General features: G+C 56.3%; 13 protein-coding genes. 6 read left to right on the plus strand and 7 right to left on the minus strand.

The genetic code is table 11. The features are described from left to right. Nucleotides 1-16: 16 nt before the first annotated feature. Nucleotides 17-757, minus strand: a complete 741-nt coding sequence (locus DVA43_RS16870; RefSeq protein WP_114316208.1) for a MipA/OmpV family protein — start codon at nucleotides 755-757, stop codon at nucleotides 17-19. Between the two features lie 119 nt (nucleotides 758-876). Between DVA43_RS16870 and DVA43_RS16875 the strand changes: the two genes are divergently transcribed. Beyond that, on the plus strand, nucleotides 877-1,866 hold the full coding sequence (locus DVA43_RS16875) for a LysR family transcriptional regulator (RefSeq protein ID WP_114316209.1): 990 nt from the start codon (nucleotides 877-879) through the stop codon (nucleotides 1,864-1,866). Here DVA43_RS16875 and aldB read toward each other — a convergent pair. After that, nucleotides 1,836-3,374: an aldehyde dehydrogenase AldB gene (gene aldB, locus DVA43_RS16880; RefSeq protein WP_103177755.1), complete on the minus strand. Its 1,539-nt coding sequence runs from the start codon at nucleotides 3,372-3,374 to the stop codon at nucleotides 1,836-1,838. The two genes, DVA43_RS16875 and aldB, sit on opposite strands and share 31 nt — an antisense overlap. A 166-nt stretch (nucleotides 3,375-3,540) precedes the next feature. Between aldB and DVA43_RS16885 the strand changes: the two genes are divergently transcribed. Further along, nucleotides 3,541-4,428 carry an ROK family protein gene (locus DVA43_RS16885; RefSeq protein ID WP_103824338.1) on the plus strand — a complete coding sequence of 296 codons (888 nt, stop codon included), beginning with the start codon at nucleotides 3,541-3,543 and terminating at the stop codon, nucleotides 4,426-4,428. Here the strand turns inward: DVA43_RS16885 and selB are convergent. From selB to DVA43_RS16910, 5 genes are all read right to left on the minus strand, one after another. Next, nucleotides 4,425-6,281: a selenocysteine-specific translation elongation factor gene (selB, locus tag DVA43_RS16890; protein ID WP_114316210.1), complete on the minus strand. Its 1,857-nt coding sequence runs from the start codon at nucleotides 6,279-6,281 to the stop codon at nucleotides 4,425-4,427. The two genes, DVA43_RS16885 and selB, sit on opposite strands and share 4 nt — an antisense overlap. Beyond that, nucleotides 6,278-7,663 (minus strand): L-seryl-tRNA(Sec) selenium transferase, encoded by a 1,386-nt coding sequence (selA, locus tag DVA43_RS16895; RefSeq protein WP_114316211.1) that lies wholly within the window; start codon nucleotides 7,661-7,663, stop codon nucleotides 6,278-6,280. The genes selB and selA overlap by 4 nt, the downstream gene beginning before the upstream one ends. A gap of 102 nt (nucleotides 7,664-7,765) precedes the next feature. Continuing rightward, on the minus strand, nucleotides 7,766-8,374 hold the full coding sequence (locus DVA43_RS16900; protein ID WP_114316212.1) for a glutathione S-transferase: 609 nt from the start codon (nucleotides 8,372-8,374) through the stop codon (nucleotides 7,766-7,768). A gap of 93 nt (nucleotides 8,375-8,467) precedes the next feature. Further along, entirely contained in the window at nucleotides 8,468-9,604 is a 1,137-nt protein-coding gene (locus DVA43_RS16905; protein WP_114316213.1) for an HlyD family secretion protein, read from the minus strand. A 2-nt stretch (nucleotides 9,605-9,606) separates the two neighbouring features. Beyond that, the gene (locus DVA43_RS16910) at nucleotides 9,607-9,963 is read right to left on the minus strand and encodes a DUF3302 domain-containing protein (RefSeq protein ID WP_114316214.1); all 357 of its coding nucleotides are present in this window, start codon (nucleotides 9,961-9,963) and stop codon (nucleotides 9,607-9,609) included. Nucleotides 9,964-10,622: 659 nt separating this feature from the next. Here DVA43_RS16910 and DVA43_RS16915 point away from each other — a divergent pair. The 4 genes from DVA43_RS16915 to DVA43_RS16930 all read left to right on the plus strand — a co-directional run bounded on the left by DVA43_RS16915 (nucleotide 10,623) and on the right by DVA43_RS16930 (nucleotide 14,798). Continuing rightward, nucleotides 10,623-12,530, plus strand: coding sequence for a PTS mannitol transporter subunit IICBA (locus DVA43_RS16915; protein WP_114316215.1), 1,908 nt, complete (start codon nucleotides 10,623-10,625; stop codon nucleotides 12,528-12,530). A gap of 110 nt (nucleotides 12,531-12,640) precedes the next feature. Then, nucleotides 12,641-13,789 (plus strand): mannitol-1-phosphate 5-dehydrogenase, encoded by a 1,149-nt coding sequence (mtlD, locus tag DVA43_RS16920; RefSeq protein ID WP_114316216.1) that lies wholly within the window; start codon nucleotides 12,641-12,643, stop codon nucleotides 13,787-13,789. Next, the gene (mtlR, locus tag DVA43_RS16925; RefSeq protein ID WP_114316217.1) at nucleotides 13,786-14,376 is read left to right on the plus strand and encodes a mannitol operon repressor MtlR; all 591 of its coding nucleotides are present in this window, start codon (nucleotides 13,786-13,788) and stop codon (nucleotides 14,374-14,376) included. The genes mtlD and mtlR overlap by 4 nt, the downstream gene beginning before the upstream one ends. A 59-nt stretch (nucleotides 14,377-14,435) precedes the next feature. Then, nucleotides 14,436-14,798, plus strand: coding sequence for a YibL family ribosome-associated protein (locus DVA43_RS16930; protein ID WP_103177745.1), 363 nt, complete (start codon nucleotides 14,436-14,438; stop codon nucleotides 14,796-14,798). The last annotated feature ends 95 nt before the right edge of the window (nucleotides 14,799-14,893 follow it).

A 14,893-nucleotide genomic window follows, 5' to 3' on the forward strand; every position in this document is an offset into this window, starting at 1 on the left:
GCTGATTTTTACTTCCTTAAAACCTCCAGGAGAGACCGGTCATCAGCGCGAAGCTGTCGTCACGGTCGATCATCGGGCTGTTTTTCACATCGTCAGGCAGCACGGTATAGACGGCGCTGGCATTCAGAGAGAGATTCTGTGTCAGCGGGTATTTAGCTGCCACACCCACATAAGGGGTCACGGTTTCGCCTGCGTTGTACTGCTTTAAACCGCTGCGACGGGACTCTTTCTGCGAGACGCCGTAGTAGTAATCGTTGAAGCTTTCATCGTAGTAAAAGACCCCCACTGATGGCGTCAGGGTCAGGCGCGCCATGCGGAATGGGCGGAAATATGACATTTCGCCCACCACCCCACCGCTCTCATCCATCGCATCGGCGGCAATCGCCAACTTCAGGCTACCCCAGCTTTCGTGGCGATAGTATGCCCCGCCCAGCATCGCGGAGGCTTTGCGCTCGTCCAGCTGCTTCATCGCAGAGTCGTCGTTATCGTCCGGATCGAAATGCAGCGGCATCCAGGAGGCGGTCAGGCTAAGTTCGTTTTTGGCATCTTTCCAGACAATCCAGCCGCCGGTAGCCTGACGCACGTAAAAGTGTTCCCCTTCGTAGTGCATTAATGGAACAGCAAAAACATTCTCGTTATAACCTTTATACGGTGATTCATTAAAAACGGCGCCCGCGCCAATTGAAAATTCATCGGCCATTGCGGGAGCAGCCGCAAATAAAACCGTGGCGATGAGTAAACTCTTTTTAAACGTCATTGTTTGTAATCCATTAAATTTCCTGCGACCCGGCGCATAATAATGGTTACAAAAATCGCAATGCAATTTTGATATTTGTATAATATTATATATAAATTCATATAGATGAGCATCAGGCAATGAACAAGCTGCAAATCAAACCGCGCGAATTAAAAATTATTTCTGTCATTGCCGCCACTCACAGCATTGGTGATGCTGCCGCGTTGTTGGGTATGGCCCAGGCCAACGTCAGTAAATATCTCTCGGATTTCGAAACTCGCGTCGGGCTGAAGATTTTTGAGCGCACCACCCGCCACCTGGCGCTGACCCAGTTTGGCCAGTCGCTGCTGCCCTTTATCAACGCCTCGCTGGAAAAGAACGAACAACTGATTAATTTTATTGCAGATTATAAGCATGAAAAACGCGGTAAAGTGACTATTTACGGACCCACGGGTATCATTACCTGGCTGGCCCGCCACGTGATTCATGAGATCGACAATATTGGCGATATTCGCATTAGCCTGAAAACCTATAACCTGAGTGGCAGCGAGTTTCTCGAAGGCGTCGTGTTCCCCGACGATTGCGATATTTTAATTACCTATGCTCTACCCAAAGATGAAAGTCTGGTCGCCACGACCTTAACCAAATATTCGGTTACCGCTTTCGCCACCCCGGAATATATTAAAAAGCACCCTATTAGTTATCCTGAAGATTTAATTAACCACTCCTGTATTCTTATTGATTCAATGGTTATCGACGATGCCAATATCTGGCGTTTCCGCTCGAATCACAGCAATCAGATACATGACTATAAAGTCACCGGGAACTATATTTGCGACAATACCCAGACGGCGCTGGAGCTGGCGCGCAATCATCTGGGGATCGTCTTTGCGCCCAAACAGAGCCTGCAGAAAGAGATCGAACAGGGTGTTCTGGTGCCCTGCTTCGCGCATCAGGAGGAGTGGTGGCTGGATCTGGTGACTATCTTCCGTAAACGTGACTATCAACCGTGGCGGGTGCAGTATGTACTCGACGGCGTGCTGAATACCCTGCGTATGCAGATAGCGCAGGCCACCCAGCGGCGACCTGCGCTAAAGGGTCAGAACAGCCCGAGCGGCTTGTCGGAGTAGCTCACCAGCAGGCACTTGGTCTGCTGGTAATGTTCCAGCATCATCTTGTGCGTTTCGCGGCCAATACCCGACTGTTTATATCCGCCAAACGCGGCATGGGCCGGATAAGCGTGATAGCAGTTGGTCCATACGCGTCCTGCCTGGATCCCGCGTCCCATCTGATAGGCCAGATTGCCGTTGCGGCTCCAGACACCTGCGCCCAGGCCATACTGGGTATCGTTGGCCAGCTCCAGCGCCTCCTCCATGGTTTTGAAGGTGGTCACCGCCAGCACCGGGCCAAAGATCTCCTCCTGGAAGACGCGCATGTTATTTTTACCGGACAGGATGGTCGGCTCCAGGTAGTAACCCTCTTTCAGCTCCCCGTCCAGCATCTTGCGCCGTCCGCCGGTTAAGATATCCGCCCCCTCTTTCTTACCGATATCAATGTAGTTGAGGATCGTCTCCAGCTGCCCGTGGGAAACCTGGGCCCCCATCTGGGTACCGTTGTCCAGCGGGTTGCCGCTGCGGATCGACTCCACGCGGCGGATGGCGCGCTCCATAAAGCGTTCGTAAATGGACTCCTGCACCAGCGCCCGGCTTGGACAGGTGCAGACTTCACCCTGGTTGAAGGCAAAAAGCGCAAATCCTTCCAGCGCCTTGTCAAAGAAGGCATCCTCTTCATCCATCACATCGGCGAAGAAGATGTTCGGGGATTTTCCGCCCAGCTCCAGCGTGACCGGGATGATGTTCTGGGTGGCGTACTGCATGATCTGCTGGCCCACTTCGGTGGAGCCGGTAAAGGCCACCTTGGCGATCCGTTTGGAGGTCGCCAGATATTCACCAATCTCCCCGCCCGCACCGTTGACCACATTCACGACGCCCGGCGGGAGCAGGTCGCCCACCACTTCCATCAGCAGCAGGATCGACAGCGGGGTTAAGCGCGCCGGTTTCAGTACCACACAGTTGCCTGCCGCCAGCGCGGGCGCCATTTTCCAGGCGGCCATCAACAGCGGGAAGTTCCACGGAATGATCTGTCCGACCACGCCCAGCGGCTCATGGAAGTGATAGGCCACGGTATCTTTGTCCACCTCGCTGATCCCCCCTTCCTGCGCACGAATACAGGAGGCGAAGTAGCGGAAATGGTCGATCGCCAGCGGCACGTCGGCGGCCATGGTTTCGCGGATCGGTTTACCGTTGTCCCAGGTTTCCGCCGTGGCTAAAAGCTCCAGATTCTGCTCCATGCGATCGGCGATTTTGAACAGGATCGCCGCGCGATCCTGTACCGAGGTGTGCGCCCACTTCTCTTTCGCTTTATGGGCGGCATCCAGCGCCAGGTCGATATCGCGTTTCCCGGAGCTGGCGATCTCGCACAGCGGCTGGCCGGTCACCGGGGTGAGGTTCTGATAATAGTCGCCGTCGGCCGGAGGAACCCAGTCGCCGCCGATAAAGTTGTCATAACGGGCTTTAAGTTTGAGAGGAAAACCATATTCGCCAGGCAGGATACGTGCTGATGGAGGGTTATTCGTCATGACTGTCTCCTTGTGTGTAGTGTCTTTCAAAGGTAGACCGCGGCGGTGAAAACATCGCCAGTCGTCGCCTGCTTTGCGAGCCCCTTCACGCATTACCTTACTTTACGTTTGGTTTTCGGCGCTGAGCCATACTTAAAGCGCACAACCCGGGCGGAGGTAAGGATAAATGCGGCTTTTTATCGGCTTTGACGTGGGCGGAACCCACATTAAACACGGCGTGATCGACGAGAACGGCAACGAAATCGCCACCGATCAGTTTGATACCCCAGAGGATGAGGAGAGCTTTAAGCAACAGTGGCGCGAGGTGGTCGAGGCTTACCAGAATGAACACGAGATCGCGGCTATCGGCGTGAGTTTTCCTGGCCACATCAATACCCATACCGGCGAAGCCGCAAAGGCGGGCGCGCTCGACTATCTGGACAACGTCAACCTGTATGCGCTTTTCTCAGAGCTGACGGACCTGCCGGTTATCGCCGAGAATGACGCCAACTGTGCTGCACTGGGCGAACGCTGGCGCGGCGCGGGGCGTGAATATGAAAATTTTGTCTGCATAACGCTCGGCACCGGCATCGGCGGCGGTATTGTGGTGGAGGGCGATCTCTGGCGCGGCTCGCACCACCGCGCCGGGGAGTTCGGGGTGATCCCGGTCGGCAAGAACGGCGAAGGGATGCATGAAGTCGCCTCGGCCAAAGGGCTGATGGAGACTTGCCGCCGGGCGCTGGCGGTCTCCGAAGAGGAGATGCCGAAAGGCGAAGAGCTGTTCGAGCGTATGGAGAACGACCTGCACCTGCGCGAAGCCGTCGAAGAGTGGGCGCTGTTTCTGGCCCGCGGGGTCTACAGCGTCATCTCCATGTTTGATCCGCAGGTGGTGCTGATTGGCGGCGGCATCAGCGAGCAGGAGAAAATTTATAAGCTGCTCGACAGGCACCTGCAGACCTTTGAAGAGTGGGAATCGTTGCAGGTGCCCATCCTGCCCTGCCAGTTGGGTAACCAGGCTGGCAGGCTGGGCGCCGTATGGCTGGCAAAACAGAAACTTGCCAGAAGCGAGGCTTAAGGCTGCGGCGACTCGCCGGTAAAGAGCTGCGCGTCACGCAGGAGATGATCGTTACCGCGGCGGCGGGTAAAGCCAATGCGGTTGAAATACTCCAGGATCTGGATCGCCAGTTTACGCCCGACGTTCAGCCGATCGCGGAAATCTGCCGCGCAGGTCGAGCCGCGCTCGCTATCCAGCGCCCGGATCAGATTCGCAAAGGTGACGATGCGATCGTGGCGGTAGTAACGGTCTTTGACGATCGCGGTGATCAGCCCCTGCTGCGCCGCATGCTTCAGCACCTGACGCATGGCCTGTTCCTCAGTGGCGGTTTCACGCGCCAGGTCGCGTACCCACCACGGCTCGTCGCGGAACAGCGCCTGCGCTTTTTGCCAGACGGCCTGCTGCTCCGGGGTAAAGCCCGCTTTATGATCCGGCAGATGCAGCCAGCCGTGGTAGCTCTGTAGCTCCCCGCTCTCGCGCATCCGCTCGATCAGCAGCAGCACCAGAGCTTCATCCTCCATCGGCAGCGCCATACGGCGCAGGCGCTCGCGCCCGGGGCCAGGTTCATCCTGATGCTGCTGATGATAGGTTGCCAGCACATCGAGAATTTTACGCTGCCAGCGGGCGGCAACCGGGGTGTTTAACAGGCTGTTTCCGGCCTGGATGAACGTCGGCTGCTGCGTCAGCTGACGCAGCCCTTCTCCGCTGAGCTGGTGTGCCCAGCCAAAGTCATCCAGATTCACCGCCCCACGCTCCAGGTGCGCCAGCAGGGCGCTGCGGTCATCCGTTGCCGTCTCAAGCGTCGCCAGCCAGTGCAGGTACTCCGGCTTACGCTTTCCGCGACGTGGGGGGTTAAGCGTCACGACCCGCGCCCCGGCCAGGGTGACGCGGGCAGAAATATCGCGCAGCACCAGCCGATCGTTATCGGCCAGCCACAGAGGGGTGTCAAAGACCAGCTCCGCCAGCGCCCCCTCCAGCAGCGAGACACGCCCCGTCACGTGCCTGGCGGCATGGTGAATATGCAGCGGCTGCCACTGCGCGAGCGGTACGTCGCCCTGCAGGGAGACAATCACCCGCGTGGCCGGCTCCGGCGGCGCTTCGGCCAGCAGCCAGTCGCCACGGTTCAGCTCAGCTTTTTCCGTATCGCCCACCAGGTTCAGGGCAATACGCTGTCCGGCGTGCGCCTGTTCGACAGGTTGATTCTGCGCGTGCAACCCGCGAATACGTACCGGCTTGTTGACCCCGGTCAGCCACAGGTTGTCACCCACGCGCACCTCGCCAGACAGCGCCGTGCCGGTCACCACCAGCCCCGCCCCTTTCACGGTAAAGGCGCGGTCGATAGCCAGCCGAAAACGGTGATGGTCAGCATGGGCGCGCTCAGGGAGCTGTTGCAGATGCTCACGCAGGGCATCAATTCCCCGCCCTTCGGTGGCGACGGTGACAAACAGCGTGGCATCCGCGAAGCCATAATCGCGCAGGGTCACCAGCACCTCCTCGCGCACCGCCTCCACCCGGGCCTCATCGACGCGATCGGCTTTGGTCAGCGCCACCGTCAGCTGCGGGTTGCCGGTCAGACTGAGGATCTGCAGATGCTCGCGTGTCTGCGCCATCACCCCGTCATCACAGGCCACCACCAGCAGGGCGTGATCGATACCGCCTACCCCCGCCAGCATGTTGGATAAAAACTTTTCGTGCCCCGGCACGTCGATAAACCCCAGCACCCGGCCATCCGGCTGCGGCCAGTAGGCATAACCCAGATCGATGGTCATGCCGCGCTTTTTCTCTTCCGGCAGTCGGTCGGCGTTGACGCCGGTGATCGCCTGCAATAACGTCGTTTTGCCATGGTCAACATGACCGGCAGTGGCAATAATCATTTCAACAACATCTCCAGAAACAGTGCTTCATCTTCCAGGCAACGTAAATCCAGCCACAGGCGCCCGTCCTTGATCCGTCCGAGCACCGGCACGGGCAGCGAGCGCCAGCGCAATGCCAGCGCATCCAGCTGGCCGCCGCGCCCGTCGCGCGGGGTAAAGGTCAGTGCCGCGCCGGGCAGACGATCCACCGGCAGCGACCCACTGCCCGGCTGCGACAGGCAATCTTCCACGCGCACCTCGAAGTCAGGATAGTGTGCAGCAATGTGTGTCAGCAGCCGCTCTCCCTGACGATGAATGGAGGCGGCATCGCGGCTCAACAGGCGTAGCGTCGGCAGCCGTTCGGCCAGCGTCTCCGGGTGAAGATAGAGTCGCAAGGTCGCCTCCAGCGCGGCGAGGGTCATTTTATCCGCCCGCAGGGCGCGTTTCAGTGGATGCTGTTGCAATCTGGCAATCAGATCGCGCTTGCCGACAATAATCCCCGCCTGCGGACCGCCTAACAGCTTATCCCCCGAGAAGCTCACCAGGCTGACACCAGCGGCAATCAGCGCCTGGGGCATCGGCTCTTTCGGCAGGCCATAGCGGCTGAGATCCACCAGCGAACCGCTGCCCAGATCGACGACCACCGGCACCTCTTTCTCCTGCCCGATGCGCACCAATTCGGCTTCGTCGACGGCATGAGTAAAGCCTTCGATGTGGTAGTTACTGGTATGCACTTTCATCAGCAGAGCGGTGTTTTCATTGATGGCTGCGGCGTAATCCCGGTCGTGGGTACGGTTGGTGGTGCCCACCTCGCGAAGCTGGCACCCGGCCTGGGTCATCACATCCGGGATGCGAAACGCGCCGCCAATCTCTACCAGCTCACCGCGGGAGACCACCACCTCTTTGCCGCTCGCCGTCGCGGCCAGCATCAGCAGCACTGCGGCGGCGTTGTTATTCACAATGCAGGCATCTTCCGCCCCGGTGAGCTGGCACAGCAGCGCCGCCAGCGCGCGGTCGCGGTGGCCGCGTCCGGCACCGTCGAGATCGTACTCCAGGGTCACTGGCACCTGCATCGCCTGGCTGACCGCGGCAACCGCCTCCTCTGCCAGCAGCGCGCGTCCCAGATTGGTATGCAGCACGGTGCCCGTCAGGTTCAGCACCTGCCGCAGCCCCTGTTCGTCATCCTGCGTCAGCCGCTTTTCGGTCTCCAGGGCCCAGTCGTCGCACCACGCTGGCAGGCGGTTGTCGGCGCGGATCCCGGCGCGGGCTTCGTCCTGCAACAGACGCAAGGTTTCCACCGTTCGGCTGTGACCAAAACGGGCAATAATGGCAGTAAGACGGGCATCGCGAAGCAGACGATCGGTCGCGGGGAGTTGGCTGTAGAGAGCGTGCTGAGTAGTCATGAATATGCCTGACGGTTAGGTATTTTCCCCCCTCCCGACGGGAGAGGGAGTCAATGTCAGGGCGATTGTACCGCGTCCGGCAAGGAAGTGTTATCGACGACATCAAGCCTTTGGCGGTTCGGTACGGGCGAAACTTTCACGCTGGAAGAGGGTTTCCGCCAGCTTAACCAGCAGCGGACGATCAACGCACCAGCCCGGTGAAACCCGGCGGAAATTGAGGTAGCCGATGGCGCAGGCAATGGCGATGGTCGCCAGATTGACGCTGTCGGTGGCAATTTTCCCCTCGCGGATCAGCTGCTCACAATGATCGAGACTGCGAGCGATTTTCTCCCGCTGGCGCAGCAGCTCGGTCTCAGATTGCTGCGCCGCCGGGCGGGCCTGTTCACGCACGGAGGCTAACGCCGCATCCATGATCCCGTCCGCCAGCGCCTCGATTTGCCGGATAGCCAGCGCCGCTTTCGGTTCACGGGGGATCATCGCCGGGGCGATATCCAGCAGTTCGATATAGCTGGCAATGATGGGGGAATCGAACCAGTGTTCACCGTCATCGGTTACCAGCGCCGGGACTTTGCCCAGGGGATTGTACTGCGCGACACCGCTTTCAGCCTGATAGGGCTGTTCATTAACAAATTCAAAAGTGATGCCTTTCTCCAGCAGGAGAATGGAGATTTTACGTACAAAGGGACTGGTATAACTGCCGATGAGTTTCATTGCCTGCTCCTTATCCGCCAACAAAAGCATAAGTATGGCTCAGGCAAAGAAAAAAGGCAGGCGATGCGTCGCGCATGCTTGCCTTTCAGGGGATTAATGGTCGAGATAGAGGTAGTGCATCCAGCTGGTCATACGCAGCAGGACCTTACGCATCACGGAAACATGCGAGAAGTGATCGGAGTAAACCGCCACCTGGGCATAGATACCGTCAGGCAGAGCGTCCACGTCGGCGTTCGGCTCCAGTTCAATGGTGCCCAGCACGCCGTCAGTACCCGGCACCACCGTCAGGGATTGCAGCGAGCCCTGCGCCTGGTAAGAACCGCCCGGCACCACCGGCAGGATGCTGGTGAGCTTGCCAGAGAAGACCTGGCCTGGCAGGGCGTTGAATACCACTTCGGCTTCATCGCCCGGTTTCAGACGCAGCAACGAGTTCTGGCGGAACTGCGCCACAATCTGCCGTTTCTGTTCAGGGATAAACACCATCACCGGACGCAGCGGCAGTGAAGCCGCATAGGTTCCCGGACGAATCAGCACTTGGGTGATGTAGCCGTTACTCGGCGCCCGGATGATGGTCTGGTCCAGATTATAGGTGGCTTCGGCCAACTGGGCGCGCAGAGAGGCAATCTGCGACTGCTCACCGTTAGACATGCTCTCTAACTGGCTCTGGATCTGCACCTGTTCCGCCACGGAGGCTTTCACCATGGCGTCCTGCGCCAGGTAGTTTTGCCGCGCGTTATCGATATCGCTTTCAGAGAACGGATTTACCTTTGCCTGGCTGCCTTTCACATAACGCTGATAGTCTTTGAACAGACGGTCACGCTCGGCGGAGACGCGGGTGGTATTCGATTGTGCTTCCGCAAGCTGGGCTTTCAGGACATCAATATTGTGTGTCGCCGTCACCAGGTCGGCCTGCAGACGATCGACGCGGGCTTTATACCTGCCCGGATCGATTTTAAATAACACTTCGCCCTTTTTAATGAGCTGGTTATTTTTATCGGTCACTTCAGTTACCACCCCTGTAACCTGCGGCGTAATCGGAATTGAGATTACCGCTTTCTGCGCCGTAAACGTATAGGGGTGGTTATAGTTCATTAATAAAATAAGGCCGGCCACGATAAATACGCCGCCTAATGTTGCGGTCGCCAGCGTCCACTGGTTTACCGGGATACGGAATATTTTAAAGATGGCCCATGCAAACGCGACATAGGTCAATATGATCAACAGATCCATGATTATTGCTCCGGCGTATTCTTGTCAGCAACGGGCGGCACGGCGGCCAGTTTTTGTTCCAGCTCGGCTACGCGCTTCGCCAGCGCATCTACGTCGGGGCTACGTTCTGGCGGCTGAATGTGGTTCTGCATCCCCCAGCCGCGCTCTGGCTGGTAGAGCGTGGCCCAAATCCACAGAAACGGCCAGATGGCATGGAGCGTAAACAGGCTAATCCATCCCGCCGTATGGATCGCATCGGCATGAGGATGGTTGCGTTTTTTGGCAATATTATATGGAATGTCATGGATAGCGATGATTCCATAAAAAAGAACCAGGAATACGAAAATCAACACACCCAGCGCAAAATAGTTGAGAAACATATTTGCCTCGCTAAATAAATCAACAACTCATTTAAATAATTAAATGGTAAGCAAGCATATTAATTCACTGTTAAGCACACCATCGTGAACTTAATATTTCAGAGCCGGGGAGTATGGTTTTTTGTTATATCTCCATGCAAGTTTATAAGCGTGACAAAATATATCCTGAATAATAATAGACTTAAATTTACAGTACCTGTTTACTTTAGCTTAGAACTTTTCGCCATACCACATTACAAACATTTAATTTTAGCTATAAGTGTTGTTGACTTACATCCTGGCGCTGTTCGCCAAAGCAGAAGTTGTCAGCGATCACATCCAGAGAAATCCGCATAAAAATATTTTGTGGTTTTGATCACACTCCAGAAACAAACTCGCGACTTCGAAATGTGATTTGCTTCACATTTAAGGGGCTAAATTGCCGCTTTCATGCCCATTGTATTTTTTTTACGCGTCAATTTTGTGATATCTATCACGTCATTCTTCACCACACCCCCTACATTTACGTGACTTAGATCACATAAATTTTACCCATCTGGACAGTGAAACAATTAAGTGCCAGATTTCACGACATCAGAACAGTGCAGGCTACCTCTGCCACCGCATTCACAACAAACCTCGGGCCGAAGGCCTGCGTAAACAAAAAGAAGGGGTGTTTTATGTCATCCGATTTCAAGATCAAAGTTCAAAGCTTTGGTCGTTTCCTCAGCAACATGGTGATGCCAAATATCGGCGCGTTTATCGCGTGGGGTATTATCACCGCGTTATTTATTCCGACAGGGTGGTTGCCTAACGAAACGCTGGCAAAACTTGTAGGCCCAATGATCACCTATCTGCTGCCGCTGCTCATCGGTTATACCGGTGGTCGTCTGGTAGGCGGTGACCGTGGCGGCGTGGTCGGTGCTATCACCACCATGGGTGTTATTGTCGGTGCGGATATGCCGATGTTCCTCGGCGCAATGATTGCCGGTCCACTGGGTGGCTGGGCAATTAAGAAATTTGACGTCTGGGTTGATGGCAAGATCAAATCCGGCTTCGAAATGCTGGTGAACAACTTCTCTGCCGGCATCATCGGTATGATCCTGGCGATTCTGGCGTTCCTCGGCATTGGCCCGGCAGTTGAAGTGCTCTCCAAACTGCTGGCGGCGGGCGTTAACTTCATGGTTGCCCACGACATGCTGCCACTGGCGTCCATCTTTGTTGAACCGGCGAAAATCCTGTTCCTTAACAACGCCATCAACCACGGTATCTTCTCACCGCTGGGTATTCAGCAGTCTCATGACCTCGGCAAGTCTATCTTCTTCCTGATTGAAGCGAACCCGGGTCCAGGTATGGGTATCCTGCTGGCGTACATCTTCTTCGGTCGTGGCAGTGCGAAACAGTCTGCGGGCGGTGCGGCAATCATCCACTTCCTGGGCGGTATCCACGAAATTTACTTCCCATACGTGCTGATGAACCCACGTCTGATCCTCGCCGTTATCCTCGGCGGTATGACCGGTGTGTTCACCCTGAGCGTGCTGGGTGGCGGTCTGGTTTCTCCAGCCTCTCCGGGTTCTATCCTGGCAGTACTGGCGATGACCCCGAAAGGTGCTTACTTCGCTAACCTCGCGGCAATCTTTGCAGCAATGGCGGTCTCCTTCATCGTGGCGTCTATCCTGCTGAAAACCAGCAAAGTGAAAGAAGAAGACGATATCGAAGCGGCAACCCGTCGTATGCAGGACATGAAAGCCCAGTCTAAAGGCGCAACGCCGCTGGCTGCGGGCGATGTTTCTAACGACCTGAGCCATGTACGTAAAATCATCGTTGCCTGCGACGCCGGTATGGGCTCCAGCGCCATGGGTGCAGGCGTACTGCGTAAGAAAGTGGCGGATGCCGGTCTGTCTCAGATCTCCGTTACTAACAGCGCCATTAACAGCCTGCCGCCGGATGTTGACCTGGTCATCACCCACCGCGACCTGACCGAGCGTGCGATGCGCCAGGTACCGCAGGCGCAGCACATTTCGCTGACCAACTTCCTCGACAGCGGCCTGTACACCAGCCTGACCGAACGCCTGGTGGCGGCACAGCGTCACGAAGAAAACGAAGTGAAAGTGCGTACCAGCCTGCAGGACAGCTTCGATGAGAGCAACAGCCACCTGTTCCGTCTGGGTGCTGAGAACATCTTCCTTGGCCGTACCGCGAGCAATAAAGAAGAAGCGATTCGCTTTGCCGGTGAGCAGCTGGTGAAAGGCGGCTACGTTCAGCCAGAATATGTTGATGCGATGCTGGAACGTGAAAAACTGACCCCGACCTACCTGGGCGAATCCATTGCGGTACCGCACGGTACGGTTGAAGCGAAAGATCGCGTTCTGAAAACCGGCGTGGTGTTCTGTCAGTACCCGGCAGGCGTGCGCTTCGGTGAAGAAGAAGATGACATCGCCCGTCTGGTAATTGGTATCGCGGCCCGTAACAACGAGCACATTCAGGTGATTACCAGCCTGACCAATGCCCTGGACGATGAGAGTGTTATCGAACGTCTGGCTAACACCACCAGCGTAGAAGAAGTTCTGGCGCTGCTGAACAAGTAAGTTAAGCAAACCTCCCTCTCCCCGTTGGGGAGAGGGCTAGGGTGAGGGGAAATTCGCGTGGTTCCTCACCCCAGCCCTCTCGGGTAAAAACATTGATGAAGGTTAATACTATGAAAGCATTACATTTTGGCGCAGGTAACATCGGTCGTGGCTTTATCGGCAAACTGCTGGCAGACGCAGGCATTACGCTGACATTCGCCGATGTCAATCAGACGGTACTTGATGCCCTGAATGCACGTCATAGCTATCAGGTGCATGTAGTTGGCGAAAACGAGCAGGTTGAAACCGTGACCGGCGTCAACGCGGTCAGCAGCATTGGCGACGACGTTATCGACCTGATTGCCGGGGTTGACCTGGTGACGACCGCCGTCGGTCCGGTGGTCCTGGAGCGCATTGCGCCAGCGGTGGCGAAAGGTCTGGCCAAACGTAAGGCCCAGGGTAACGACGCCCCGCTGAACATCATCGCCTGTGAAAACATGGTGCGCGGTACCAGCCAGCTGAAAGGCCACGTGATGGCCGCGGTAGCCGATGAAGACAAAGCCTGGGTTGAAGAGCACGTTGGCTTTGTTGATTCCGCCGTAGACCGTATTGTGCCACCGTCCGCCTCTGCCACTCACGATCCGCTGGAAGTGACCGTCGAGACCTTCAGCGAATGGATTGTCGATAAAACCCAGTTTAAAGGCCCACTGCCTGACATTGCTGGCATGGAATTAACTGATAACCTGATGGCATTTGTCGAACGTAAGCTCTTCACGCTGAACACCGGGCATGCTATAACCGCCTACCTCGGTAAATTAGCCGGTCATCAGACCATTCGTGACGCCATTCTCGATGAGAAGGTCCGCGCCGTGGTAAAAGGTGCAATGGATGAGAGCGGCGCGGTACTGTTTAAACGCTACGGTTTTGATGCCGATAAGCATGCGGCATACATTCAGAAAATCCTCGGTCGTTTTGAAAACCCGTATCTGAAAGATGACGTTGAGCGCGTTGGCCGTCAGCCGCTGCGCAAACTGAGTGCGGGCGATCGCCTGATTAAGCCGCTGCTCGGCACCCTGGAATATGGTCTGCCGCACGCCAACCTGGTCAAAGGCATTGCCGCCGCGATGCACTACCGCAGCGAAGAAGATCCGCAGGCGCAGGAACTGGCGCAGTTGATTGCTGAGAAAGGTCCACAGGCCGCGCTGGCGCAGGTATCCGGTCTGGATGCCAACAGCGACGTGGTTGTGGAGGCGGTGAACGTATATAACACAACCAAATGATGCAGGAACTGGCGCAGGTCATCCTGCGCCCGGAATATAGTTTGTCAGATATGCAGGCAATAATGGAACAAACCCAGGCCTTTGAAAACCGTGTGCTGGAGCGTCTGAATGCTGGCAAAACCGTTCGAAGTTTCCTGATATCCGCCGTCGAGTTGTTAACCGAGGCGGTGAATATCCTAGTGCTTCAGGTGTTTCGCAAAGACGACTACGCAGTGAAATACGCAGTTGAACCGTTGCTCGACGGTGACGGCCCCTTGGGCGATTTATCTGTACGTCTGAAACTGATCTATGGCCTGGGCGTCATCAGCCGTCACGAGTATGAAGATGCGGAACTGCTGATGGCGTTGCGCGAGGAGCTCAATCATGACGGCAACGACTATTCGTTTACCGACGACGAGATCCTCGGCCCGCTGGGTGAGCTGCATTGCGTTACCGCCCTGCCCCCGGCCCCGCATTTTGATACCAGCGATCCTGAACTGTACGCCATGCAGAAACAGCGTTATCAGCAGATTGTTCGCTCTACCATGGTACTCTCCCTGACCGAGCTGATTTCCCGAATCAGCTTAAAAAAAGCGTTTCAGAAGTAAGCCTGCGCACATTCGTGTATCCTTTGTGGTAATTCCCCCTGTTTTTAGAGCCATTTGTTATGAAAGAAGTCGAAAAGAGTGAAATTAAACGTCTGAGCGATCGTCTGGATCTGATCCGCCACCAGCAGGCCAGCCTCTCTCTGGTTGATGCCGCAGAGAAGTACGCCGAACTGGAAAAAGAGAAAGCGACGCTGGAAACTGAGATCGAACGTCTGCGCAGCGTGCACAGCCAGAAGCTGAGCAAAGAGGCGCAAAAGCTCACTAAACTGCCGTTCCGCCGTGCGATCACCAAGAAAGAGCAGGCCGATATGGGCAAGCTGAAGAAAAGTGTGCGCGGCCTGGTGGTTGTCCATCCGATGACCGAGCTGGGTCGTGAGATGGGTCTGAAAGAGATGACGGGTTTCAGTAAGACCGAATTCTGATTTTTTGCCGGGTGGCGCGATGCTGACCCGGCCTACCGCTTTCTCCCCCTCCATATTGGCCCTACCAATTCACTAAGCAATCCTTCCCCGGTTCA

The organism is Leclercia sp. W6 (assembly GCF_003336345.1).
GTDB lineage: Bacteria > Pseudomonadota > Gammaproteobacteria > Enterobacterales > Enterobacteriaceae > Enterobacter.